We start from the raw sequence: 23468 nt of genomic DNA, 5'->3' as shown, positions 1-23468 counted from the left end.
CGCCTCAGGATCGTGCCAGTCGCCGCGGCGTTCTGGACGCGGAGGTCTCGCCGGTTTCTACCACACCGGACGCGTCCCAGTCGTAGGAAAGGCCGGCCGTGGCGATGCTGTTCAGCTCCTCGCCGTAACGACGGTGGTAGCGGTCGGCGCTGCGCTCAAAGCCATCGGCCTCGCGCGAACCCGGCTTGGCCAGGTAGCCGTAGACCACCTCCAGGCTCTTGAGCACGGCCAGGGGCCTGATCTCCGCGGAAGTAAGCCGGGACGGATCGAGCGGCACAGCGGCCGGGTCGATGCCGCGGGCCCTGGCCGCCGGGCCGTACCACACGCGGGAAAGGTCGCGCAGCACGGCCTCCTCGCCCAGGGCGCGTTGCACGGACCAGTCGTCCAGCTCCGCCGGCACCAGGTGGCGCACGTCGGCGGCCACGGCCGTCAGGTCGCTGTCGGTACAGAAAGTCATGGAATCAGCCCTCCTTGTTCTTCAGATGCGCGGCAATGCCGGCCCGTAGATCGCTCTTGGCGCGCCAGCCGCCGCGGCCGGGAATGCGCAGCGCGCGGGCCATGTCCCGAAGCTCGGCCAGACGCATCGTGCCGAGGGACGGTGCCTCCACCTCCATGTCCGGCGCATCGTCCTGCCAGAGGACATGGGCGGCGGGGTTGAAGTCCACGGCGGGAATAACGGCCCGGCGGCCCTTTGGCGTGCGGATGGCTACAGTCTTCGGTGACTTGTGCATGGGCTCCCTTCAGTACAATGGGGGACGGCGGGTAGCCGCCCCCGTGAGTTGCAGCCTGCCGTTGAAACACACATCTTCCGTCAGGCTATTCAAAAACCGCGCTGGCAAGGCGCACGAAAAGATCAAGACCGTGGCGTACATGCGGTACGTAAGGGTTTGAGCTTTCCGAGCAACGCAGCCAGCGCGGGAGTTTGGGCAACCTGCCAGCCGACAGGCAACGCCCTCCTTTCCTGCAGGCTGCTCAAAAACCGCGCTGGCAAGGCGCACGAAACGATCAAGACCGTGGCGTACATGAGGTACGTAAGGGTTTGAGCTTTTCGAGCAACGCAGCCAGCGCGGGAGTTTGGGCAGCCTGCTAGCCGGCCACGCGGCAGGCCAGCTCCGGTCGGACAAGAGCCGCGCCAAAGAGGATGTCGAAGGAGTAGCGCGTGCGCTTGTACTCCCGCGAGATCTCCAGACGCAGTGACAGGCCGGACACGGCGTCCGTGGCGGTCTGCACCAGATTGCCCAGGCCCTCGGTGTTGTCGGCCAGGGGCCGGTTGGCAAAGGCGATGGCGTCGCGGTGGAAGGCCAGGTTCACCACGTGGTCGCCGGCTGCGGACACGGCCTCGTCACCGGCCAGGGGCTTTTTGAGACCGCCGAGGATGGACACCACGCCGCTTTCGTCGGCCGCGATGGTCACGTCCTGGGCCACGGCGTACGGGCTGGAGTCTCCGGCGATGGTCAGCACGTCCCCCCTCTTCAGGCTGAGGCCGTTGTCCGCGCCCACGGTAACGCTCAGGCTGGTCTCGCCCACGGCGTGGGCCATGCCGCTGCCGATGGTGGTGGGGCTGGCCTCGGTGCCGCCCACGGTGCCGGCCATGTGGGTGGGCACGTTCTGGTCCAGGAACCAGTCAAAGCCGAGCTTGCGGTTGATCTGGCCCTCGTTGATGGCCGAGGCGTCGCCGGAGAAGGAGGCGTCCTGGAAGGCGCGCAGCCCCAGGGCGCTGGCCTCGGCGTCGGAGTCGATGACCATGCGGCGGTCCTGCAGGGGCGCGAGGTTGTTGTTGAGCATCTTGCGCGCCGCCGTGGCCTCGGCCACGCTGGTTCCGAAGGGCGTGAGGCCCGGCTCGCCCACCAGATAGGGGCAGCCGGTGTACAGGCCCAGCAGGTAGGCGTCCACGTAGTTGGCCAGTGCCTTGATGGCCTCGGAGGCCTGCATGGGGATCACGCCGTCGAAGACATTGGCGAGGTCCTTGTCCGAGAGGGTGAAGGGAGCTTCGCGCCACTGGTCCATGGTGATGGCCACGGAGCTGGGGGTGAGGTTCGCCGGGTCCGGCGCGGTGTTGGCCGGGTTCACCGGGGTGCTGGCGATGGCCGAGGGCACAGGCACATCGATGACCGCGCCGCGCGAGGCGGCGGTGTGGCCGTAGTCGGAGTTCACCAGCCGCGGCATGACGCACGTCTCGCGCAGGGCGAGCAGGCCCTGGGCGAGCAGCTTGGGAGTGACGGCGGAAAGGTCGTTGGGCATCTGTCAGATCCTCCTGATAGTATGGAAATGGTGTGATTCCGATGGGGGTTGCCAGGCGGCTAGACCACGCTCACCGTGCCGGCTGCGATGGCTTCGAGGTTCTTGCTGAAGGCGCGGCTGTCGCCGCGGGCAATGGAGCCCGGCGAGGCGGAGCGGCGCTCCTGGTTGCCGCCGGCGCCGGAGCCGCCGGCCCCGCCCCTGAGGATGGAGTCGCGCTCCGGGAAGTGGTTGAGGATGTAGATCTCCAGCGCTTCCTCGGTGCCGGCCGGCTTGCCCGGCTCGATGCGCGACATGATGGGCTCGCCGGTGGGCAGATGCGCCACGGGCACGAGCTTTCCGTCCATCTCCTCCACGGTGAAGATGCGGGAAAAGACGTCCAGGGCCACGCCGGGCGGCAGCAGGGTTTTTTCCCGAATGAACTTGCTGGAGGCCACGGCGTTGCGCACCAGCAGCGTGCGAATCTGCTCCTCGCGCTTGGCCAGCCTCTCTGCCAGGCGCATGGCCGCAGCGGTGTTCTTTGTCGAGCCGGCCTCGGGCGTGTCGGCTTTCCCGGAAGTCTGGGCGACCTGTTCCACCTGGGCCGCGAGCTGCTTGTTGCGTACCCGCAGCTCCTCGTTGGCGGCGACGAGGCTGTTCACCTTCTCACGCAGCGCGGCGGCTTCGTTCTCCTTGTCCTGCAGCCTGGCATCATCGCCGTCGGGCTCGCCGCTTTTTCCCTGTTCCTTGTTGGTGGGTGGCCCGGCCAGAATGGCCAAGGCGTCCTTTTTCGAGTCGTCCATGTGCACCTCGCTCGTGTTTGGGGCGCCATTTCCATGCGGCGCCGTTGGCATTGCGAACCAGGTGCGAGTATGCGTCGGCCGTAGCGCCTCCCACCACGCGGAAACGCTTCCTCCGGCATGCGGCGGGCCCTATTGGGATTGCACTTCCGGCCTGCATGGCTTAGATAGAATCTCTAATTTCAGACCGTCACGAGCCAGGAAAGCGATTCCATGCATCCATTTCCCTCTGCATCCGGTACGAAGCGCGGCTCCTCCGTGCGTCGCCTGGTGCTCCGTCCGCTCATCGGACTCACTCTCGCTGCGGCGATCACCACGCCCGCCATGGAGCTTTCCGCCAAGTCCTCTGTGATTCCCGAATCCGAAAAAGTCCTGTTTGAAGAGCGCGTGTTGATGCCTTCGCCAGGCGAGATCTTCGCCGCCCTGGACAGGATGGGCGTGCGCGACTGGAGCGGCGCCGCGAGCTTCGACACGCGTTACGACTACCCGGACAACGTGTTGCGTGCCCTGAACCTGGGGGTGCGCGCCGCCGACGGGTTCCTCGCCATCCAGGCGCGCGACAAGGCCAAGCTGGGCGAGATGATCTCAGTGATCATGCCCCTGGCCGAGGAGCTGATGGTGGGCGAGACGCTGCTGGCCGAGGGCCGGCGCATCGAAGAGATGGCCAGCCGCGAGGAGTGGGACGCGCTGCGCATGGAGCTGGACAGCCTGCGCCGCAAGATCATCGCCGAGATGGAGCGCCTGGGCGACCAGGACCTTGCCCTGCTGGTCAGCGCCGGCGGCTGGCTGGAGGGTCTGCGCGCCACCACGGCCACGCTGGAGATGTCCTACGATCCGCGGGCCTCGTCGCTGCTCCACCAGCCTGCGTTGGTCAAGCATTTCATCACGCGCATCCAGGCGCTCAGGCCCGAAATGCGCAACCACCCGGCGGTGCAGCGGCTCTCTATTGAGCTCGAAAGCATCCGCAATCTGATCGACGTGGACTTCGGAGAACCTGTCCCGCAGAAGAACGTCACAACGCTGCACAAGCTGTCCGAGACGCTTGTCGAGGAAATCGAAGCGGGATGAGAACGCCGAGACGGCACACCATCGGGGGCATCTGGCTCCTCATGGCGGCGGTACTCATCGCCGCGCAGCCCCTGTACGGCCAGAGGATCAACGATCAGCGGCGGCGCGAGCTGGTGCAGCACTCCTCCGCGGCCATGGCCGACTACGCCGAGGACGGCTACGCCATCCGCGAGCTGCAGATGGGCGCGCTGTACACCGGCGAGTCCTACTACTTCACCACCCAGCTTTCCGCCGGGGTGGACTACGTGTTCTACGCCGCCGGGGACAAGGACCTGAGCGGCATCGAAATCCGCGTGTTCGACGAGAACTGGCAGCTCGTCACCTCGGACAACAGGCAGCTCCGCCAGGCCGAAGCGTTATTCCAGGTGTTCTGGAGCGGTTCGTACCATGTCCAGGTCACCATAACCGGCGCCGGCCCCAACGGCGCGGGCTGGTTCCTGATAACGGGCTACAAGTAAGCCATCCTTCAACGGCGCAGCCGTCCCATGCATTTTTCCGGCGTCATCGAACTCGACCCCGACATCCGCAGCGCCTTGTCCCAGAGTCTGGCCATGCGGACGCTGGAGCTGCTGGCGGTCATCGCGCAGGTGGGCGAGTCGGAGTCGGACGAGATCGCCACACGAGCCCGCGCCTTTGTCTGGACCTTTTACGAATCCCTTTATCCGCAAGACATCACCGCTTTTTTTCTGGAGACATACGAGGAGCTCGTCACCCGTCCGGTTGACCTGGAGCAATTCACCGCCTCCTTGCGGGAGCGGCTGAACTACCCCGAGCGCATTGCCGGCCTGCTCACGGCCTACGAGTTCGTGGCCGCCGCCGGCATGGGCGACCTCGCCCTGCGCACGGCGCGCACCGTGGCCTCCTTCGTCAGCATCACGCCGGAAGACGTGGCCTTTCTGGAGCACTCCGCCGGCGTAAGCGAAACGCCGGGCTGGATTCTCGAAAAATCGAGCCTGCTGGACCTGGTCATCTCCGGCGATCCGGAGCGGGCCGACATCCTGCTGCCCTACCCCGGCCTGGATATCGTGGCCTACAAGACGCACAACCTGCTGCTCATCGCTGCGCGTCATACGGAGCCTGCCGGCATCCGGGTGCTAGTGGACGGCCACGCCCTGACCCGGGCCTTCACCACGCGCCTTTCGCTCCACTCCACCATCCAGATCGGCGATACCGTGCTGCGCTCCAGCGATCTGTCCGCGTACTTCAGCGTCAAGGCGCACACGCCCGAGACCTCCCTGGCCATCCGCCGGCAGGGCTTCACCCTGGCGCTTTCGCGCCAGCTCAAGGACGAGGACATCGTCCGCTTCCGCCTGGACGACACGCGGCTGACCATCACCCAGCTCGACATCAAGGCGCTGGTCATGGTCAACGGCGCGCAGCTCCGGTCCCGCCCGAACCTGATGAAGGACCACGAGATCGGCCTGGACGACACCATCTTCGTCAATGGCTTCAAGATCGATCCGCGCGAGATGTTCCACCTGCTGGCCGCCCGCCGGGCCGGCCCCCTAGGCTCCGGCCGCGTGGCCCTGACCATGGCCAACGACGCCAAAAGCGCCGTGCACATTGCGGACAATCTGCCCCGGCGCTGGAGCGCCCACCTGATGCGCCGCCACGGCGGGCTGTCCTTCGAGCCCGGCGACTGCCCGTACCAGGCCTACCTCAACGGCCGCAGCATCGCTGCAGGCGACCGCGTGGAGCATGGCGACGTGCTCTACCTGCGCGATACGTTCATCGAGATCGATCTCGAAAACATGCGCTACGAGGCCGAGCGCTTCAGCTTCCGCAAGCTCACGGCGGAGCGCGTCAGCCACGGCCAGCACGGCGGGTTCCTTTCCTCCGGCGGCGGCGCTCTGGACGAGGTCTCCCTGGAGGCCGAGTACGGCGAGATGGTCTGCATCATGGGGCCGTCCGGCAGCGGCAAGTCCACGCTGCTCAAGGTCCTTGCCGGCATCCTGCAGCCGGACTCCGGCACCATCACGCTGGACGGCATCGACGTACACATGCAGTTCGACCGGCTGCGCGACCTCATCGGCTTTGTGCCGCAGGAAGATCTGCTCTTCCCTAACCTCACGGTGTACGAGAACCTGGCCTACCACGCGCGGCTGCGCTTTCCGGAGATCGACCAGGAGGAGGTGCGCCAGAGGGTGGAGTCCGTGCTCACCTCCATCCGCATGGGGGACAAGACGCACACGCGGGTGGGGCCGCCGGAGGACTCGGTGCTCAGCGGCGGCGAGCGCAAGCGGGTGAACATCGGCCTGGAGCTGCTGGGCAACCCGGCCATCTTCTTTCTGGACGAGCCCACGTCCGGCCTGTCCTCCAAGGACTCCGAGCACATCCTGGAAATCCTCACCGACATCGCCCTGACCGGGCGCATCGTGATTTCCGTGCTCCACCAGCCTGGATCGCGGCTGTTCAAGGCCTTCGACAAGGTCGCGCTCATCGACAAAGGCGGCCGCCTGGCGTTCTACGGCTCCACCTTCGAGGCGTTGGAGTACTTCAGCAGCCACGGCGCGCGCAACGAGGAGTCCGGCGAGGGGCATGTGGTGGAGTGCCCGTCCTGCAAGACCGTGATGCCGGAGCTCTTGCTGGACAGGCTGGAGGAAACCCTGCGGGACATCGACGGCTCGCAGCTTGGCGAGCGCAAGCACTCCCCGGGGTACTGGAAGGCGCGCTACCGCCAGAAGGTCGTGTCCGCGTGGATTACGTCCGTGCGCATGCCGGCCGAGGAAAAGTTGCCGCCGCAGCGCCGGGCCACGACCATGGAGCGCTTCTCCCAAATTGCGGCGCTGGCCTCGCGCAACGGCCTGAACAAGGTGCGCGACAAGTCCAGCCTGCTCGTCACCTTCCTGGAGGCGCCGCTGCTGGGCGCCGGCCTGGGGTTCGTGCTGCGCTACAGTCCGGCCGGCGAGTACTCCCTGTATACCAACGACCTCTTCCGCACCTTCCTGTTCATCGCCGTCATTGCGGTCATGTTTCTGGCGCTCTCCGGCTCCGTGCACGAGATCGTCTCCGATGCGCCGGTGTTTCTGCGCGAGCGCATGGTGGACGTGCCCAACCGCGTGTACCTGACCGGCAAGCTCCTGGTGCTCATGGCTTTTGCCCTGCTGCAGAACGCCCTCTTCCTCGTGCCCGCGTTTCTGCTACTCGGCGTGCGCGAGCTCTATCTGCAGCACTTCCTGTTCCTGGGCCTCGTCTCATTCGCCGGGGTCTCCCTGGGGCTGGCCATCTCCTCGCTGCCGCGGCTGTCCCTGCGCGCCGCGCTCAACGCCGTGCCGCTGCTGCTCATCCCGCAGATCGTGCTCGGCGGCGCGCTGATCGAGTACGAGGAGATGAACAAGCAGCTCCGGCTGTTCACCGAAAACCCCATTCCCGAAGTCTGCCAGGCCATGCCGTCGCGCTGGGCGTTCGAGGGGCTCATCGTGATGCAGGAGAGCATGAACAGCTACGACACCGCGCACACCGCCCTGCTGGACGAGCTGCGCCGCCGCAAGGCCTTGCGGGAGCGTTCATCCGGCGACGACGCGGCGCTGTCCCTGGAGATCGAAACGCTCGAAGGCCAGCTGAAACAGCTCAGAAAGGACCGCAAACACGCCTTCGGCAACAAGAACGTACACGACGCCGTGCTGCTGGCGGAACGCCGCCGCAAGCAGCTTGTGGCCGAAGGGCACATCGACCCCGACGACAGCCTGGAGATGCCGCTCTTCGTGCGCGAAAAGCCTGCCCCGTACTACCATTTCGGCATTCCCACGCCCTACTTCAACGCCGCCGTCCTGGTGCTGATGGGGCTTTTACTCAACGCCTTCACCCTGGTGAACCTGCGCAGCAAACCCACCACGGCCGGAGGACGCATCATGGCCCGGCGGCGGCTCAAACGGGCGGCCCGGCAGGTGCTCCATCTGGACAGCCAGGGAATGGAGTGATAGGTGAAGCAAATGAACTTTCACAACACACAATGGCTTCGTTCCGCCCTTCGCAGCGCGCTTTCCGCCGGCGTTTTGTCCGGCCTGCTGCTCTGTTGCGCACCGCCTGCCGCGGCGATTTCGGGCCAGTCCATCATTGAAGACCAGATCGCGACGCAGCAGCAGGTCGTACAGAACGTCCTCCAGGGCCTTTCCGGCCAGACCCAGAGCGGCACCTCATCGGCAGCTCTGGACCAGCTCCTGCAAAGCAGCTCCACGTCGACATATTCGGGCGGCGCTTCCATTCCTGCCACCCCGCAGGCCGAGGCCATCGGCAAGACTGTTCGCGTCGAAGTGCGCACCAGGCTGCGCTCCAGATGTTCCCAACGCTGCAGCAACGTTCTGCAGAGCACGTTGAATTCGTGCGGTCTTTCGCCCTCGCCCCAGGAATGCTCCAACCGCGCGCAGGCCAGCTATCAACTGTGCAACGTGCAGTGCAACTGACGTTTCCAGCCATTCGCCGAGGATAGGACAGCCATGCCCCGCTACAAGGTGACGTTTGTCACGACGCTCGTCGACGAGAAGACCGCCACTTCGGAGAACCTGCGCGACACCATGGAGACGGAAGCCATCGGTGAACGGGTGGCCGCGCTGAAGGTCGCCAACCTGGTGCACGGCACGCCGGAGAAGCTGCAGTTCTACCCGCAGTTCCGGGCGCTGTCCGTCGAGCAGATCGACGAGCCCGAAACCGCCTGATCGCGGCGTCTTTGTCGACGCTACTTGAGCGCCTTCTCCAGAATGGAGAGGTCCAGCGATTTCGCGATATCGAACAGCCCCTGCAGCTCCACGCCTTTGTAGCTCATCAGCACCACCCGCACCTTGGGTCCCAGGTCCGTAGCCACGGTGGGCCGGTCCGAATCATCGCCATACCAGACGTGGCTGTCGAACACGCGGCGTTCGATCATGCCGCGCGCCCCTACCGAGACCATCTCCAATGCAGTGCGAAACATCCCGTACGTGGGGTGCTTTCGCTCCTCGTCCATGTATGTGATGAAGAGCATGTCGTCGGAGTGCGCGCCCTTGCCGGCGTAGCGAGCCACCAGGCTGCCGTCTATGGGCTGGAACTCGTGGAACAGCGCTACCCGGCGGTAGCCCTGCAGATGTATTGCATCGAACCACTGGCGGACGACCGGCTCGCCTATGGTGGGCCGTATCACACGCTTTGACTCGGCTCGTGCGGGCGATGCGCCGCCGGCCAGCATGCCGAAAAGGCAGAGGCACAGCAGAACGGCCTGGAGAAGGCCGATGCAACGCCGCGTTATACTCCCAGACCCGATACCGGCCGAATCACCTTTTGGAACAGGTTCGTGCCACCGCGTCCCTCGCATCGCACCTGAAGAAAAATATAACGAAATTTTAACAGTATGCATATTGCACTCCTAGTAAGTGTCCATCCAGGGCAACAACATCCATGCGATGCGGCGACCACTCTCGGTTTTGCGGAACACGGCAGCGCCATATTCCATTGTTCGATGCATCAGGATATCACGAAGCGATTCGCAGTGCATGCTGCAAAGAATTGCACTATTGCGCGTAAAGGAGTATCCCCCTGCCTTCGGCAAGATTGACGTGGCTGCCGTGGCAGTACTTCCGGCGCAGAAACCAACTACCCGAATGTCGTTGCAGCTTGGTGACTGAATTTACCAAGGAATGCACGCCAACACCGGGACAATTACGGTTACAAAGCGCATCCGGCTTGACAATGAGCCCGCATGCGGTACAGGACTGAGGATACTGATCCACGACTGCAAGAAATCAATAGTTACATTGGGAGTCAACACATGGAAAACTTTGTCAAAGAAGCCCTTGAGATCGTAAAGGCGCAAGCCTCTGTGCGAGTTATGACCGAAGACGAAATCATGGACATGGTTCGCAACCTGACCCGTGATTTCCGCATCCTCTCCGAGTCCGGCCCGGATGCAAGCACTGACGCACCAGCGCAGGAACCCCCTGTTGAGCCGTCCAAGGCCATCAAGGAAAATGCGATCATTTGCCTCGAATCCGGCAAGTCGTATAAGATACTCACCCGCAAGCACCTTGCGAAGTTCGGCCTGACGCCTGAAGAGTACCGCGAGAAGTGGGGCTACTCCAAGAACCAGCCGCTTGCATGTAAGTCGCTCCAACGCAAACGCCGCGAGCGCATCAAGCAGATCAAGCCCTGGGAGCTCCGCGGCCAGAAATAACTGGGGATTATACGCGCACGATACATCCCCATTTTTTACTGCACGAGTTCTCCACGCCGCCGGCTACATTCGTCCGGCGGCGTTTTTTTTTTGCTCAACACAGGCATTGTTTTTCCGGGCCTGGCAGCCACACCGAAGCTGCTCCGGGCAGATGATTCCGCCGTGTTGACTCTTAATTATCCTAATTTTCTTTTCACCTTAAATTTTCTTTAGAGTATTTTTCGAAGAAATGTACAAATAGTAAGCTGCAAACAGAACGTATGATGTATGTAATTCTATCTTAGTTGTGATATGTTTTTCTGCAACATGGCTTGACTTTTCTCATGCATTAGTCAATAAGAGTCCACGTGCATCGTTCCCCATAGAGATAAATGGAGGCACTTCATGGAGAGCTACATCAAGGAAGCCCTTGAAATCGTCAAGGCGCAAGCCAGTGTCCGCAACATGACCGAAGAGGAAATTACCTCCATGGTCAAGAAGCTTGCTGAAGGAATCAAAGGCATCGATGAAGGCGAGTCCGCCACTGAAAAACCGGAGCCGCCCATCGATCCCAAAAAGGCCATCAAGGAAAAGTCCATTACTTGCCTTGAAAACGGCAAGCAGTACAAAATCATTACCAAGAAGACCCTGGCGCAGTTTGGCCTCACCCCCGATGAATATCGCCAAAAGTGGGGCTACAAGAAAAACCAGCCGCTGGTGTGCAAGGCGCTCCAACGAGAACGCCGCAAAAAGATGAAGGACATGAAGCTCTGGGAAAAGCGGATCAAAAAGTAACACCGCGTTCCACGCGTCCGCTGGATTCCTTTGCACAACAGACGCTGCCGGGAGTGACTTCTCCCTGCACTTGTGCAGCTGCATTCCCTTCTTTGCTGCTACGCTCCTCATGGCTGCACCGTTCAGCCGTGATACCGCGTTGCCGGCTGTCGTCCGCCAGGTACAACGCGGATACGACGACAAAAAAGGCCGTCCCGTTTCGGGGCGGCCTTCTTGTTTGCTATAGTGCGTACAGCCCGACTCAGCAGTTCACCATGCTCGCGGCAAGCCCGCCCAGAGCCGTCTCCTTGTACTTCCGATTCATGTCGTGGCCTGTCTCGGCCATGGCGATCACAGCCTGGTCGAACCCCACCATATGGTGTTGCTCCACCTCGGAGGACGCGATCACAAAGGCATTGAACGCCTTCACCGCGCCCATGGCGTTGCGCTCGATGCAGGGAATCTGCACATACCCGGCCACGGGATCGCAGGTCAGCCCCAGATGGTGCTCCAGCGCGGACTCCGCCGCGTTCTCCACCACGTGCATCGTGTACCCTCGGCCCATGGCCAGCATGGCCGCGGCCATGGACGCCGCCACACCAACCTCACCCTGGCAGCCCACCTCCGCGCCGGCAACGCTCGCATTGTGCCGCACCAGCAGCCCCACGGCGGCGGCGGCGCACAACCCGCGCCGCAACGCATCCTGCGGCAGCTTCATCTGATACTTCATCACATGTGCAATGGACGGCAGCACCCCTGCCGAGCCGCACGTGGGCGCCGTCACCACGGTATGGCCGGCGGCGTTCTCCTCCGCTGCAGCCAGGGCGTACGCATCCAGCGCCAGCATCAGCTGAGCTGAGGCCAGCGGCGTTTTCCTGAAGCGTTTGAACATGGCCTTGGCCTTGCGATACAACCCCAGCGGCCCGGGCAGCTCGCCTTCCGCGGCCAGGCCGCGGTGCACAGCATCCTCCATGGCCGCCAGCACCGTCTCCAGCCCGGCCAGCACACCATCCTCGCTGGCCCCGGTCAGCGCGCACTCATTTTGTATGATTATCTGATCAAGCGTTAACCCGTTGCCCGCCTGCAGCAACGCACGGAGCTGCCGCATGGTCCCGTAATCATGCGGCACGTCCGCAACGTGCGGCGCAGGCGCATCCGGCCGACGGATGGAGCCGCCGCCGATGGACTGATACTCCGCCTCGTGCAGCACCTTCCCGTCCGCATCGATAAGTTGGAATACCAGCGTGTTGGGATGTTCGAGATCGAGCACCCGCAGCGTGTCCGACGTAATGTCCTGGCGAGACGTCTTCGTCACAGCGCCGCCCAGCGGAATCTCGTACTCCGGGTTCTCCTCGGGCAGCGAGTCCAGCACATCCGTCGGACAGTTTTCCGGACGCATGCCGCCAAGCCCGGCCAGCACGGCCCATTGCGTGCCGTGGCCTTCTCCGGTTGCGGCAAGTGAGCCGTACAGCACCGTTCGGACGCGCGCAGGAACGCCGTCCATATCTGAAGTGTTCAGGGATGCGAGCTCCGTGCGGAAGTCATACCCCGCACGCATGGGACCAATGGTATGCGAGCTCGAAGGGCCAGGGCCGATGGTAAACAGCTCGAAGAGTGATGTAGTGATGGGCGACATGGCACGTAATTAGCGTCATGCCGCCCCATTGCGCAAGCATTCGATGGAGATTCAATGACCGTTGTCCGTTCATTCGGCCGGTGGTTGCAACTCCGTGCGTATCCGCTCCAGCACCGCGCCGCCCTTGGGCAACAGCCGCTTGGCCATCAGCATTTTGATTTCGCTTTGGAACGTGGGGCTCTCGGCAATGAGCTCCGCGCCGCGCGCCGCGTTCTCCAGATCGGCGGCCAGATCCTCCACTGAGAAGTTCCTCGGCCGTTCCACGCTGATGCGGCCTACCTCGCCACCGCGTCCCTGCCAGGCCAGCCACAGCCCGATGATCGCGCGCTCCGCCTCCTCCAGGTTGTTGGCCTTGGCCGCCAACACCGTATTCAGAAGCTGGAACTCCTGCCGCAGGGCCACACCGCTCTTGGCCTCGCCGGAGACCTGCGTGGCGTTCAGGCCGCCGGCGTTGGCCATGCGGTAAATCTCCTCGGCCTTCTTGGAGGTCCACAGCAGGATCGCCTCGATGGGCTCCCTGGCCGCAGCTTCCAGCCAGTCCTGCTTGGCCCCGTTCTCGTACTCCGGGTCCCACTCCAGAACCGCGCGCGGCCCCACCTCCACCTCGCGCTCCCCGCTGGCGTCCGGCGGCTGCTTGGGCGTGCGGAACATGGGGAACGCGCTGTTCTTGATGACCTCCGAGCCCAGCGACAGATCGCGCAGGATGGAGGCGTCCAGCAGGGCGATGTCCGCGATGTCCGAAACCCCGATGTTGCGCCGGCGGCCGCGGATGTTCATCAGCCAGACAAACGGCACCTGCCCCAGCGGATGCTCCCCGCCGGACACCAGCTCCGCATCGGCAGCCACGGCGCCGGCTCTGGTCTCGGCCGGACGCCAGCGTTCCCAGCGCTCCCGGCCGTAGACGAGCACCGTGCCGTCCTCTTCCAGCAGCTTGACCCACGCCAGCCGCGGCCTGCCGCCCTCCTCGCGCTCGTACGCCCAGTCCAGGATGGCCTCCGGGTGATACGCGGCCACATAGGGGTAGACCCCGTGCTCGCGCTCCTCCTTGCGCGTCATCGCGCCGCGGCCGGGCGTATCCACAAGCACGCCCACGTGCCCGTACACCGAGGCGTACTTCTGCTGCTCCACCAGGAATGCGGCGAAGTCCGAGCCGAACAGGTCGCAGTCGGCCTCGAACGCCTGCCACAGCGAGTCCTCGGCAAGCCCGCCCAGATCGCGCATCGGCGGCTTCTCGAACAGGTAATTCCCGAAAAGATGGACGATGGACCGGCTGTAGTTGAAGCCCACAGCCTCGTTGCAGCGGTCGCGGTAGCTCTGCGCATCCTCTCTGGGATGCCGCGTCAGCGCTCCGGCAGCCACCAGGGCGCTCGCTCCCTCGTACGCCGCCATCCAGAACCGCCAGCGCTCAAGCATCGCGCCGTACTCCGCATGCGTCTTCAAGAGCTCGTCATTCTTCATGGTTCATGCTCCTCGTTGCTGATGGGTTGTCCAAAAACATGGACGCTGCGTCAGACCCCGAACTCTCGGCAGCAGAGGTAGCCCAGCGCGGTGGTCACGTGCTGCTCGCGCAGGGAGTCGTCCTCCAGATAGCCGGAGCCGGAAACGAACCGCGCGGTCTCCAGCCCCTTGGCCAGCACGCTGCAGCGCGGATGGATGTCCAGACGCACACGGCCGGCGGCGTCGCGCAGCAGTGCATTCACCGTGTTGTGCCGCTGCCGGATGGGCGGGTTGCTCCGGGGCACCTTCTGCCGCGAGAACCCGGCCTGGGAAAGGATGAGGTAGTCCGTCTTCTTGGACCGCGTGTCCCGCGCGCGTCCGGATGCGTCGCCATATACGATGACTCCGGCGCGACTCTCTTTGAGCCATGGCCTGGCCATAAACTCGCGCACCGCATCGTTGGTGTCGGCCGTGTCCAGCACGATCTCGTCGAACACGGCCAGCCGCGGCCCGTCCGGCCCCTTGCGCAGATGCGCCAGCACCGAGGACATGGGCTTGCCCTGGCCAATGTTGAAGTCGTGCGACCAGAGGATGGGCAGGGCCGGGTCGAACGTGGCCGCCTCGGTCAGATGGATCTGGCGGTCGAAGTTGTAGTAGATGGCTCCGCCGGCAAGGCTCACCCACCTGGCCTCCACCATCCGCGCGAAAAGCTTCTCGTCGTACAGGGCGCGCAGCCCGTCCACGTACTCTGGCGGCAGGTGGTGGTTGTCGTGCGTTCGCGCGTAGAACACGTCCATCAGCGCGGGTTCGCAGCGCTCCACGAACATCTCGTGCAGCCAACTTCCCGGCTCGTCCAGGGTCGTGGTCAGCAGCATCTGGTTGGTCATGCGGCCGTCGCGAAGCCGCGCCATGAGCACGTCCATGGCCTCGCGCCGCGCCAGGAAGCACTCGTCCACCCAGGCCCAGCCAAACTCGATGCCCGCGAGCATGGCGTAGTTCTCCAGCGACCGGCAGAGGATCTCCACCGTGTGCGAGCCCACGTTGATCGCGATGTTGAATGGCCCGCGCGTCTTGGGCAGCTCCTCCGGCGTGAAGGCCACGCCCCACTTCTTGAGGTTGCGGTAGAAGTTGCGCACCGTGGAGTCGAGCAGCTGGCTGTAGGAGTTCGCCGCGATCAGGCCCAGCACGCCGCGCGGGGTTCGGCTCACCTTGGTCAGCGTCCACAGCGAACCGGCGTCCGTCTTGCCGCAGCCCACGCCCCCGCCCAGGAAGATATAGCGTTTGTCCGAGCGCAGACACCGGAGCTGGTGTGGCAGAGCGTGGTAGCGCACCCGGCGCCCCGGACCGCCGCTCAGCAGCCCCTCTACCCCGGGGATGTCCTCCGGCCCGTCGAACGACGCCCCGCTAGCCGTCATGCCCGCCGCCTTTATCGTGCGCAGGACTCTTTTCCATGGGCCGGTCCTCGTCCTTGCCATCGCGAACCGGCGGCGCGTCCTCCACAATCTCCACGGTCAGCGATCCCCCGCCCGATCCGCCGCGATCCTTGCCGCCGTATTTGTCGGGGTAGAGCCGCTCCAGCCGCCAGGCCGCGGCCTTCCACTGCGCCGGAGCCTGCTTGGTGGTCGTGGTCTCCTTGACCACGGCCCCGTCCTTGTCCACCACGCGTACGGTCTCGGTAATGCGCGCGCCGCCGCGTCCGGCCTCCTCGATCACCCGCAGGTTTTCTGCCTCTGCCCGAGCCAGGGCCAGGCGCATCCGGCCGAACAGCTCGGCGTACAGCGCCTCGTGCGACAGGGCCTCCTTGTCCGCGCTATTGGCCGGATCAATGGGGCATAACTCCTCCAGAGCCCGTGCCCCACGCCGCAGCCAGTTGCTCAGCGTGGAACGGCTGATGCCCGCCGCGGCGGAAGCACCCTCCAGCGAGTCCCCCCGCTCCAGGCTGGTTGCCAGAATCTCGATGACCTCGGCCGTCAGCTTGCTTGGCCGCCCTCGCGATGCACGCGATTTCGTCCGGTGGGAATGCTCCACCGAACGCCCCCGCGCCCCGGTTGTGGACCCCATGTGCTCAACCTCCCAGCCTGAACGGAATGATCTTGGTGAATACGTAGGTCAGCGCCCCGGTTGCGCCGGAGAACCACCAGACGCGGGCCTTGAGCGAATCCACGGCGCGTTCCAGATCGGTCATGCGGACCCCGCGCGACTCGCACCGCTCGCTGAGAATGGTGCGGATCTCCGCAAGCAGCGCATTGGTCACACTCTGCTGCTCGCGCAGGCTCTCCACTGCGTCCCAGAGGTCGCGAAGCTCGCGTTCGCTCATGACCGGCAGCTCTGCCGGGCGGCGTGGCCCGTGCCCTCGGCGCTTTGGCCGTTTGTTCGTGTACAGTCATTCATCATTGGTTCGTCCTCCGTGCCCAGGCACCACGTGCGTCTAAAATTTTAGATATGATCCTTGCCCTCCTGCATACCGGCAAGCGCCAGTGCGGCAGCCATGGCCTCGTGCCCGTAGCGATACCGGCCATTGCGGCGTGTCCAGAACAGCCGCGTTTTCCCGGCTCGCAGGTCCACGTGCCAGCCGTGCCGCGGCGTCCACTCCGGGTAGAGCCCGATGCCCCTGAACCCGAACGCCGTGAGCAGCGCAAACTCGGCCACAGGCGTCATGCCCGGAGCGAAGTGGAAGTCCACGGCCTTGCCCTGGCCGTGCAGGGAGCCGGCCACGTGGCCGGACGGCGACCACGCCGTGTGGACGTGGATGGCCACGCCGGCCTCACAACGAACGCGATCCAGCATCCGCACCAGCTGCGGGTCCACGCGGCTCGGGTCCTCCGGCCATTCCGACGGCGTGAAGTGGACGATATCATTCCAGAAATCCATACCGCCCCCTATGCCGAGCAGATCTGCCGCACCCGACGGCATGTCAGGTTGAACTCCCGCGCCAATGACGCGATGCTGCGCCCGGTCTGCCGCAGGGAAAGGATGCGGCGCCTCCGGAACTGCCGCTCGATGGCGTCCACCTTGGGCACGTGCAGCTTGTCCCCGCCATAGGCCAGGGAAAGCCTTTGCACCTTCTCGTGTCCAATAAGTTGGACAAGCGGATGACTCTCGCGAATGCGGCAGGGCACGTAGAGCTGACCGCCGCCGTACTCTTCGGCGAGTATGAGCGCCGCGCCCGGACCGATGAGGTCCTTGATCTCGCGCAATCCTCGGGGCAGCGCATCCCAATCCAGCGCCGACCACTCTTGCATTTCTTCCGAACCGCCGGGGTCCAAACCGGCTCCATGCCTGGCTTCCTGTTGTATGGCGTCCATTGCATCACTCCTTGTTGTGCGTCCGGACACCAGTGTATCGGCGCAGCAGGAGCCAGCACGCACTTACCCGCCGCTGCCCTCCAGAACCCCGGCTCTGCCCTCTTGACGCGATTGAACGCAGTGAAGCGATGGCCGCATCCTGGCCGCTGTGGGGTGTGGATGCTTCAGTCTAATTGTATGGACGCATTCGGATGCGAAGAACAAAAAAAGCCCGCCGGATGGCGGGCTTGAAGGGATCAATCAAATACGTAGGCGCGATCAGCCGATCAGGTCGTCCATGGCGCTGACCTTGGCCGGCCTGTCGCTCTGGCGTTTCTGCTTACGCTCTTTCACGCGGCGCTCCAAGGTTTTCACCACCTGGGAGACGCGTTCGCTGTTCCAGGTGCCGCGACCGGAGAACGTGGGCACGCGCTCCAGGGCGAGGTAGTCGGCAATCTGGGTGAGCTCGCAGCCGCGCTTGTGCATGTACCAGATGACACGGCGCGTTTCCCGTGGCGTCACAGGCGGTTGCGTGGGCTCGTTGTACTCGTTGAAGATGATCTGGCGCTCCGGAGCCTCGTCGGTCGTCTCCTCGCTCTCCTCGCCTTCCTCGCCCTCCTCGCCGACCTCCAGCACGATGTCGGCTTCCTCATCTTCCTTCTTGCGCGCCTCTTCTTCCTTTTTGCGCGCTTCGGCGGTCTGCTTTTTGCGCTCCGCCTTCTCCGGCTCCTTCTTCTGCGGGGCCGGCTCAGCCTCTGCCTCCGGCTCCAGGATGATCTCCGCCTCGGCTTCCAAAGCTTCGTCAGGAGCAGGCGTCGGCGCCTTCTTCTCGGCGACTTCCACGGCTTCGGCCGGTTTCTCTACCGCCGGCTCCTTTGCGGAGGCCGTCTTTTCGGCAGCTGGCGCAGGCTTCGCGGGTTCCGCAGCAGGCTTGGACGCCTCCGGCGGCTTTGCGGCGGCCGGCTCGGTCGAAATCTTCTCGGGCTCGGATACAGGCGCGGCCTTCTCGGGCTCGGGCTTGTCAGCCTTGGCCTCAGGCGCGGCCGGCTCCTTGCCGGTGTCTGCCTGAGCAACCTTGCCCGTTTCAGGCTTCTCGGGCTTGCTCTTTTTCTCGTCAGGCTTCTTCGCTTCCGCCGCCTTCTTGCCCTCGGCCGGCATGGGCTCGGCCTTGGCGGCAGGCGCTTTCTCGTCCTTGGGTTCAACAGTCTTGTCCGCGATCGTATCCGTGATTGTGTCAGAGTCAGCGGCCTTTTCAACCTTGGGTTCAGCACCCTTGGCGGCGGGTGTTTCCGCCTTGTCCTTGGCCTGCTCTTTGCCACCCGCAGCCGCTTTGGGTTCGGCCTTTTCAGCGGGCTTTGCCTCGGTTGCCGGCTTGATTTCCCCGGCAGCCGTGGCCACCTTGTCCTTGGCCGGCTTCTCGGCTTCGGGCTTCGGCTCCACCTTGTCCAGAGCAGTTTTGGCCTCCGGCGCTTTTGCCGGAGCGGCTTCGGCCTTGGCTTCTTCCTTCTGCGCCTTTGCGTCAGCCGGCGCGACCTTTGCGGGTTCGATGGTCTCCTTGCCGGGGACGGCAGGCCCTGCCGGTTCGGTAACCTTTTCAGGAGCGCCCATTGCAACGGCTTCAGGCTTCGGCGTCTCCTTCTTGCCCACCATGGTCGCGGCGTCGAGATCCAGGACATCTGGCTCCTCGGCCTTCCCGGAATCGCCCAGCAGCTCGTCCGAAAGCTCCGCCGACACGGGCTTTTGCGTCTCCTCAAGGAAAATATCTTCGGCCCCGGGGGCTTCAGCCTCGTCCGGCGCACCCGAATCCTTTGCCGGAGTATCGAACTCCCAGGTGTCCTCGGCGTCTTCCTCGGAAAAATCAGGCAGGGTCTTGTCGGTTTCCGCCAACGCGTTAACCTCGAACTCCCATTCCGGGGAAACATCCCGCCCTTCGAGATCGTTGAGCAGATCAGCCGTGGCGCTCTCTATGTCAAACTCCGGGCCGCCGAAATCGAAGTTGGTGGTCTCTGCAGCCGTCTTTGCAGGCCCTTCCTCGACGACCACCTCCTCCAGCTCGATGGTGGGGACCTCCTCATCGAAAAAGTCTTCGTCCAGATCGATGCTGTCGATGCCGGTATCCAGATCCAACCCGGCTCCAGCGGCAGGCGCGGCCTTTGGCTCTTCCTTTGCGACCTCGGGCTTGGCCTCGGCTTTCTTGTCGTCGGCCTTCTTGGCCTCGACCTTTGGCTCCGACTTCTTAGCCTCAACCTTTTTCTCGTCAGGCTTGACCTCTGACTTGGGCTCGTCTTTTTTCCCTTCCGGCTTGGCCTCGGGCTCCTTCTCCGCCGCCTTGGCCTCAGGCTTGGGCTCGTCTTTTTTCCCTTCCGGCTTGGCCTCGGGCTCCTTCTCCGCCGCCTTGGCCTCAGGCTTGGCCTCGGTCTTCAGTGCCCCCTTTTCAGGTGCGGCCTTGGGTTCCGGCTTCTTCTCGTCCGCTTTGGTCTCGGCCTTTTTGTCCTCGACCTTCTTAACCTCAGACTTCTTGTCCTCGGCCTTCTCTTTGGTCTTCTTCTCTTCGGCCTTCTCTTCGACCTTGGCCTCGGCTTTCTTTTCCTCGGCCTTGATTGCGCTCTTGGGCTCTTCTTTGGCCGGCTCAGCCTTGGCCTCAACCTTAGCCTCAGGCGCTTTCTTCGTCTCTTCGGCTTCGGGCTTGGGTTCGAGCTTCTTATCCTCAGCAGCCTTGGGCTCAGATTTCTTCGCCTCGGCCTTCTTCTCCGGCTCGGGCTCCGCCTTGGCTTCGGGCTTCTTGGCCCGCGCCTTGGCTGCAGCCGCAAAGGCATCCGTGGGTTCGGCCTGCGCCTCTTCGGGGCCGGCTGCCTTTTCTTCAGCCTTCGGCTCAGACGGTTTCGAAGCGGTCGTCCCCGCCACCGGCTCGGCCTTGGCTTTATCCGCAGGCTTGGCCAGCTTTGTCTCGGCCTTATCCGCGGGCGTAGCCGGCTCCGCCTTGGCCTTGTCCCCAGGTTTGGCCTTATCCTCGGGTTTTTCCGGCTCAGCAGGCTTGCCCGGCTCGGCCTTATCCGCCGGTTTGGTCGGCGCCATCTTTGCCTTGTCCGCCTTGTCCGCCTTGTCCGCGGGCATGGCGACCTCTTCGGCCACCGCCTTCTGCAGCTCGGCTATGGCATCAGCCTTCTTGGCCTGGCTCTCGGGCTCTTTCTGCCCGGCGGGCTCGGAAACCATGGGCGTTTCCTGGGTGAACCCGCCGCCCATATCCGCGGCCACCTCCGGAGCGAACGTGTCGGCAACGGCTTTCTTCGCCGGCTCGGCAGGCTCTTTTGCAGATTCCTCTGCCGGGACCTTCTTCTCCGACTCGACAGATTCCTTTACAGGCGCTTTGTCGATGGGAGGAGCGGCCGGCGCGCTGCTCTTGAAGAGCGACGCCTGCTCCGGCTCCGGCTCTTCCACCGTGTCTTCAAACGGCGTCAGCGCTTCCCTGGATTCCTGCACGGCTATCGGAATGGAGCTGATCGCCAGGGCATTGGTGCTCGCCGCCGAGTCCGCGGCCGGACCAGCCTCGGGACTCAGGCCCAGGGCTGCGTCGAGCCGTGCCTCCAGGGCCGCAAGGCGGTCGTTGGCCGCCTGCAACTCGTTCACCAGAGTCTTGATGCCGCCCGCCACGCCTTCGGTAACCGCCTGCCGGAGCATGTCCGCCAGGTCGGTATCCTTGCCGGAGAATGAATGGTTCGAAGCCATCTCGAGTGTTTCCTGGAGAGACGTTGTTATTTCCTGTCTGGAGAACCCGGCTCCGGTCAGGTCGTGAACACGCGACAGCAATTCGATGGCACTGGCATCGTAAAGCGTTCGCCCAGAGCTCGTAGCAGGAATGAAAACGCCGGGGTGATCGGAAACGTACCGTCGCACGGTATTTTCCTGTAACCCGGTAGCCGTAGCCATGTCTGCAATACTGACGAGCTCGTTATCCATCGTAGTAACGTTGTTATGCGCCTGCTGAAGAGGCTGTTGCCCAATTAATAAGCACGGACACACTTATGGTGCTGACTTGTACCACATCCAGACAAGAGTTAACAACCCCTAAAGCATGCGATTATCGGTGGTTATGGTGCGCCTGGGCATTAAAGCCGCCATTGACGGGGCCCAAAGCCCGCCAGACCTGCTCCACGCATGTTAATCCCAGGCAATTGCTCATGATAAGCGGACGTGCTAGGGTCCATTTGCGGTGGATTTCCTGAGGCCCGCCCAATCCCTTAAAGACACGTTGAACACAGCGGAGACATGGACACATGAGCGCCAAGTATCGCAGTGGCTTTGAATACTTCACCGAAGTATTCAGCAAAGAATACAAGGTCGACAAAAGCATCCTTGCCGGTGCTGCACGCGAGGTCTGGGAAAACGAGCTCACCGATGAGGACCGCGCCTCATGGGAAGAGATGGCCCGTTTCTCCGAGCAGGAAGAGTCCGCCAAGGCCGCGGAGAAGAAAGCCGAGCCCAAGGCCGAGGAAAAAAAGCCGGAGCCCAAAGCTACTGAGAAAAAGCCGGAACCCAAGGCTGAGCCCAAGAAGGAAGAGCCAAAGCCGGCCGAGAAAAAGGTCGAGGACAAGAAGCCCGAGCCGAAAGTCGAGGCCAAAAAGGCTGACGACAAGAAAGCCGAGGCCAAGTCGGACGAGAAAAAGGAAGCCCCCAAGGCCGAAGCCAAGAAGGACGACAAGAAGGACGTAGCCAAGGCGGAAGAGGACAAGGCTGCAGAGAAGAAATCCGAGTCCAAAGCCGAAGAAAAGAAGCCGGAGTCCAAGGCTGAGCCCAAGAAGGAAGAGCCAAAGGCAGAAGCCAAACCGGACGCCAAAAAAGACGAGCCCAAGCCAGAGACTAAGCCGGACGAGAAAAAGGCAGAGGACAAGAAACCTGAGCCAAAGGCCGAGGCCAAGAAATCAGACGAAAAGAAAGCCGAAGCCAAGCCAGAGGTCATAGTCGACGCCAAGCCTGAGGCCATAGTCGAGGCCAAGCCGGACGCGAAAAAAGAAGAGCCCAAGGCCGAGGCCAAGAAGGACGAAGCCAAGGCGGACGAGGACAAGTCCGCCGCCAAATCCAAGGCCGAGGAAAAGAAGGAAGAGCCCAAGGCCGCGGAGAAAAAGCCTGCGGCAGAAGCGGCCAAGGAAGCGCCATCCAGCCCAGGCTTGCCCGCATTTGTCAAGGCCGAGCAGCCCGATTTCGAGGCCGCCAGAACGCCCTTCTCCACTCCGGCCGCTTCCGAGAAGCCCGGCGCGGCCGAATCTTCCGACGCATCCAAACAGCCGCCCATGGTGGTTCCACCTGCCAAGGATCCGATCGGGACGGCTTTTGAGTCGCTTCTCGAACAGAAACAGGCCGATCCGGCTCCCACTCCGCCGTCCACACCGCCTTCCGCGCCGCCCAACATGGATCTCGACAAGCTTAAGCAGGCCATCGGCAAGCGCGTCTCCTCCAAGGAGGAAGAGCTCGCGGCCCAGTTCGCGCCGCAGCAGACAGAGCCGGAGCCGCAGCCGGGCGGCTACCGCGACACCCTTTCCAGCTCCGGATTCTTCACCTCGTCCGGGCCCATCAAATCGGGACTCACCATTTCCGCCGACAAGCCGCGTCGTACAGCAGCCAAGGAGGCTTCCGTGGAGCATGTGACGAGCGAAGGGCACACTGCCGCCGAGAGCATCCCAGAAATCCAGGACCCCAGCGCCGTCACCCTGGACGCGCCTTCCGCCGCCGTCATGCGCCGCAAGCTCATGGAAAAGGCCGACGAGCTCGCCGACGCCGTGGTCTCCAAGGCGCTGGACGGCGATGTCCAGGCCCTGGCCCTGTGCATCGAGCGCGTTCTGGCCCCGGTGGACGAGGCGCGGCTGCACATCGATCTGCCGCCGCTGGACACCCACGAGAACATTCTGCAGGCGAGCGAGTCCGTGGTCCGCGCCGTGTCCCTGGGCGAGCTGGACCCGAACCAGGCCAAGACCCTGCATGCGCTCATCGAGGCGCACTGGCGCATCCTCGAAGGCAGCGAGCTGGCCAACCGCCTCTCCGTGCTGGAGCAGCGCGGCGGCGTGGGCAAACGCCAGAAGATAACCCTTGGCGCCTTTGACAAGCCTTTCTAGCGCGTGGTGCTCCGGACTGCGCGC

21 protein-coding genes and 1 pseudogene are annotated in these 23468 nt (G+C 63.7%); 8 read left to right on the top strand and 14 right to left on the bottom strand.

Features of this window, described 5'->3' with window-relative positions:
- Positions 1-4 precede the first annotated feature (4 nt).
- The 4 genes from E8L03_RS00425 to E8L03_RS00410 form a co-directional block, all read right to left on the bottom strand.
- Positions 5-457 (bottom strand): hypothetical protein, encoded by a 453-nt coding sequence (locus E8L03_RS00425; RefSeq protein WP_171266254.1) that lies wholly within the window; start codon positions 455-457, stop codon positions 5-7.
- Positions 458-461: 4 nt separating this feature from the next.
- Positions 462-731, bottom strand: a complete 270-nt coding sequence (locus E8L03_RS00420) for a hypothetical protein (RefSeq protein WP_171266253.1) — start codon at positions 729-731, stop codon at positions 462-464.
- Positions 732-1086: 355 nt separating this feature from the next.
- Positions 1087-2241, bottom strand: a complete 1155-nt coding sequence (locus E8L03_RS00415) for a major capsid protein (RefSeq protein ID WP_171266252.1) — start codon at positions 2239-2241, stop codon at positions 1087-1089.
- 59 nt (positions 2242-2300) lie between these two features.
- Positions 2301-3020: a DUF6651 domain-containing protein gene (locus E8L03_RS00410; protein WP_171266251.1), complete on the bottom strand. Its 720-nt coding sequence runs from the start codon at positions 3018-3020 to the stop codon at positions 2301-2303.
- A gap of 210 nt (positions 3021-3230) precedes the next feature.
- Between E8L03_RS00410 and E8L03_RS00405 the strand changes: the two genes are divergently transcribed.
- Genes E8L03_RS00405 through E8L03_RS00385 form a run of 5 tightly spaced genes read left to right on the top strand, consistent with a single transcriptional unit; the run spans position 3231 to position 8740 of the window.
- On the top strand, positions 3231-4085 hold the full coding sequence (locus E8L03_RS00405; RefSeq protein WP_144304938.1) for a hypothetical protein: 855 nt from the start codon (positions 3231-3233) through the stop codon (positions 4083-4085).
- Complete coding sequence (locus E8L03_RS00400) at positions 4082-4543, top strand: hypothetical protein (protein WP_144304939.1); 462 nt, start codon at positions 4082-4084, stop codon at positions 4541-4543. Before E8L03_RS00405 ends, E8L03_RS00400 begins: the two co-directional genes overlap by 4 nt.
- 27 nt (positions 4544-4570) lie before the next feature.
- Complete coding sequence (locus tag E8L03_RS00395) at positions 4571-8005, top strand: ATP-binding cassette domain-containing protein (protein ID WP_144304940.1); 3435 nt, start codon at positions 4571-4573, stop codon at positions 8003-8005.
- A gap of 12 nt (positions 8006-8017) precedes the next feature.
- Positions 8018-8488: a hypothetical protein gene (locus tag E8L03_RS00390; RefSeq protein ID WP_144304941.1), complete on the top strand. Its 471-nt coding sequence runs from the start codon at positions 8018-8020 to the stop codon at positions 8486-8488.
- Between the two features lie 33 nt (positions 8489-8521).
- A complete protein-coding gene (locus E8L03_RS00385; RefSeq protein WP_144304942.1) occupies positions 8522-8740 on the top strand; it encodes a hypothetical protein in 219 nt (72 codons plus the stop codon).
- A gap of 20 nt (positions 8741-8760) precedes the next feature.
- On the opposite strand, the gene E8L03_RS00380 is transcribed toward E8L03_RS00385, so the two are convergent.
- Complete coding sequence (locus tag E8L03_RS00380) at positions 8761-9201, bottom strand: hypothetical protein (RefSeq protein ID WP_144304943.1); 441 nt, start codon at positions 9199-9201, stop codon at positions 8761-8763.
- Between the two features lie 624 nt (positions 9202-9825).
- Between E8L03_RS00380 and E8L03_RS00375 the strand changes: the two genes are divergently transcribed.
- Positions 9826-10227 (top strand): Ros/MucR family transcriptional regulator, encoded by a 402-nt coding sequence (locus tag E8L03_RS00375; RefSeq protein WP_144304944.1) that lies wholly within the window; start codon positions 9826-9828, stop codon positions 10225-10227.
- 384 nt (positions 10228-10611) lie between these two features.
- Positions 10612-11001 carry a Ros/MucR family transcriptional regulator gene (locus tag E8L03_RS00370; RefSeq protein ID WP_144304945.1) on the top strand — a complete coding sequence of 130 codons (390 nt, stop codon included), beginning with the start codon at positions 10612-10614 and terminating at the stop codon, positions 10999-11001.
- A 241-nt stretch (positions 11002-11242) separates the two neighbouring features.
- On the opposite strand, the gene E8L03_RS00365 is transcribed toward E8L03_RS00370, so the two are convergent.
- The 9 genes and pseudogenes from E8L03_RS00365 to E8L03_RS21165 all read right to left on the bottom strand — a co-directional run.
- On the bottom strand, positions 11243-12616 hold the full coding sequence (locus tag E8L03_RS00365) for an L-serine ammonia-lyase (protein ID WP_171266250.1): 1374 nt from the start codon (positions 12614-12616) through the stop codon (positions 11243-11245).
- A gap of 69 nt (positions 12617-12685) precedes the next feature.
- Positions 12686-14074: a hypothetical protein gene (locus E8L03_RS00360; protein ID WP_171266249.1), complete on the bottom strand. Its 1389-nt coding sequence runs from the start codon at positions 14072-14074 to the stop codon at positions 12686-12688.
- Positions 14075-14124: 50 nt separating this feature from the next.
- Complete coding sequence (locus tag E8L03_RS00355) at positions 14125-15468, bottom strand: phage terminase large subunit (protein WP_171266248.1); 1344 nt, start codon at positions 15466-15468, stop codon at positions 14125-14127.
- Entirely contained in the window at positions 15458-16114 is a 657-nt protein-coding gene (locus E8L03_RS00350; RefSeq protein ID WP_171266247.1) for a helix-turn-helix domain-containing protein, read from the bottom strand. The genes E8L03_RS00355 and E8L03_RS00350 overlap by 11 nt, the downstream gene beginning before the upstream one ends.
- Before the next feature lie 4 nt (positions 16115-16118).
- Positions 16119-16370, bottom strand: a complete 252-nt coding sequence (locus tag E8L03_RS00345; RefSeq protein WP_144304950.1) for a hypothetical protein — start codon at positions 16368-16370, stop codon at positions 16119-16121.
- A gap of 119 nt (positions 16371-16489) precedes the next feature.
- Positions 16490-16924: a hypothetical protein gene (locus tag E8L03_RS00340; protein WP_171266246.1), complete on the bottom strand. Its 435-nt coding sequence runs from the start codon at positions 16922-16924 to the stop codon at positions 16490-16492.
- Between the two features lie 8 nt (positions 16925-16932).
- Positions 16933-17358 carry a Mor transcription activator family protein gene (locus E8L03_RS00335; RefSeq protein ID WP_171266245.1) on the bottom strand — a complete coding sequence of 142 codons (426 nt, stop codon included), beginning with the start codon at positions 17356-17358 and terminating at the stop codon, positions 16933-16935.
- A 258-nt stretch (positions 17359-17616) separates the two neighbouring features.
- On the bottom strand, positions 17617-21063 hold the full coding sequence (locus E8L03_RS00330) for a hypothetical protein (RefSeq protein ID WP_244963613.1): 3447 nt from the start codon (positions 21061-21063) through the stop codon (positions 17617-17619).
- A 21-nt stretch (positions 21064-21084) separates the two neighbouring features.
- Positions 21085-21264, bottom strand: a pseudogene (locus tag E8L03_RS21165) (MerR family transcriptional regulator); the annotation flags it as partial.
- Positions 21265-21611: 347 nt separating this feature from the next.
- Here E8L03_RS21165 and E8L03_RS00325 point away from each other — a divergent pair.
- Complete coding sequence (locus E8L03_RS00325) at positions 21612-23444, top strand: cell envelope integrity protein TolA (RefSeq protein WP_171266243.1); 1833 nt, start codon at positions 21612-21614, stop codon at positions 23442-23444.
- The last annotated feature ends 24 nt before the right edge of the window (positions 23445-23468 follow it).

This window comes from Oceanidesulfovibrio marinus (assembly GCF_013085545.1).
In the GTDB taxonomy this organism is placed as follows: Bacteria; Desulfobacterota; Desulfovibrionia; order Desulfovibrionales; family Desulfovibrionaceae; genus Oceanidesulfovibrio; species Oceanidesulfovibrio marinus.
Note: the sequence above shows the minus strand (reverse complement) of the source record. Positions and strands in the feature narration are given on the sequence as shown.

Bases quoted from the DNA above. Each gene is read 5' to 3' on its own strand.
- E8L03_RS00370 (WP_144304945.1), top strand. From the start codon at position 10,612: ATGGAGAGCTACATCAAGGAAGCCCTTGAAATCGTCAAGGCGCAAGCC.
- E8L03_RS00345 (WP_144304950.1), bottom strand. From the start codon at position 16,370: ATGAGCGAACGCGAGCTTCGCGACCTCTGGGACGCAGTGGAGAGCCTG.
- E8L03_RS00425 (WP_171266254.1), bottom strand. From the start codon at position 457: ATGACTTTCTGTACCGACAGCGACCTGACGGCCGTGGCCGCCGACGTG.
- E8L03_RS00410 (WP_171266251.1), bottom strand. From the start codon at position 3,020: ATGGACGACTCGAAAAAGGACGCCTTGGCCATTCTGGCCGGGCCACCC.
- E8L03_RS00360 (WP_171266249.1), bottom strand. From the start codon at position 14,074: ATGAAGAATGACGAGCTCTTGAAGACGCATGCGGAGTACGGCGCGATG.
- E8L03_RS00385 (WP_144304942.1), top strand. From the start codon at position 8,522: ATGCCCCGCTACAAGGTGACGTTTGTCACGACGCTCGTCGACGAGAAG.
- E8L03_RS00400 (WP_144304939.1), top strand. From the start codon at position 4,082: ATGAGAACGCCGAGACGGCACACCATCGGGGGCATCTGGCTCCTCATG.
- E8L03_RS00325 (WP_171266243.1), top strand. From the start codon at position 21,612: ATGAGCGCCAAGTATCGCAGTGGCTTTGAATACTTCACCGAAGTATTC.
- E8L03_RS00405 (WP_144304938.1), top strand. From the start codon at position 3,231: ATGCATCCATTTCCCTCTGCATCCGGTACGAAGCGCGGCTCCTCCGTG.
- E8L03_RS00355 (WP_171266248.1), bottom strand. From the start codon at position 15,468: ATGACGGCTAGCGGGGCGTCGTTCGACGGGCCGGAGGACATCCCCGGG.
- E8L03_RS00365 (WP_171266250.1), bottom strand. From the start codon at position 12,616: ATGTCGCCCATCACTACATCACTCTTCGAGCTGTTTACCATCGGCCCT.
- E8L03_RS00420 (WP_171266253.1), bottom strand. From the start codon at position 731: ATGCACAAGTCACCGAAGACTGTAGCCATCCGCACGCCAAAGGGCCGC.
- E8L03_RS00335 (WP_171266245.1), bottom strand. From the start codon at position 17,358: ATGGACGCCATACAACAGGAAGCCAGGCATGGAGCCGGTTTGGACCCC.
- E8L03_RS00340 (WP_171266246.1), bottom strand. From the start codon at position 16,924: ATGGATTTCTGGAATGATATCGTCCACTTCACGCCGTCGGAATGGCCG.
- E8L03_RS00415 (WP_171266252.1), bottom strand. From the start codon at position 2,241: ATGCCCAACGACCTTTCCGCCGTCACTCCCAAGCTGCTCGCCCAGGGC.
- E8L03_RS00350 (WP_171266247.1), bottom strand. From the start codon at position 16,114: ATGGGGTCCACAACCGGGGCGCGGGGGCGTTCGGTGGAGCATTCCCAC.
- E8L03_RS00375 (WP_144304944.1), top strand. From the start codon at position 9,826: ATGGAAAACTTTGTCAAAGAAGCCCTTGAGATCGTAAAGGCGCAAGCC.
- E8L03_RS00395 (WP_144304940.1), top strand. From the start codon at position 4,571: ATGCATTTTTCCGGCGTCATCGAACTCGACCCCGACATCCGCAGCGCC.
- E8L03_RS00390 (WP_144304941.1), top strand. From the start codon at position 8,018: ATGAACTTTCACAACACACAATGGCTTCGTTCCGCCCTTCGCAGCGCG.
- E8L03_RS00330 (WP_244963613.1), bottom strand. From the start codon at position 21,063: ATGGCTTCGAACCATTCATTCTCCGGCAAGGATACCGACCTGGCGGAC.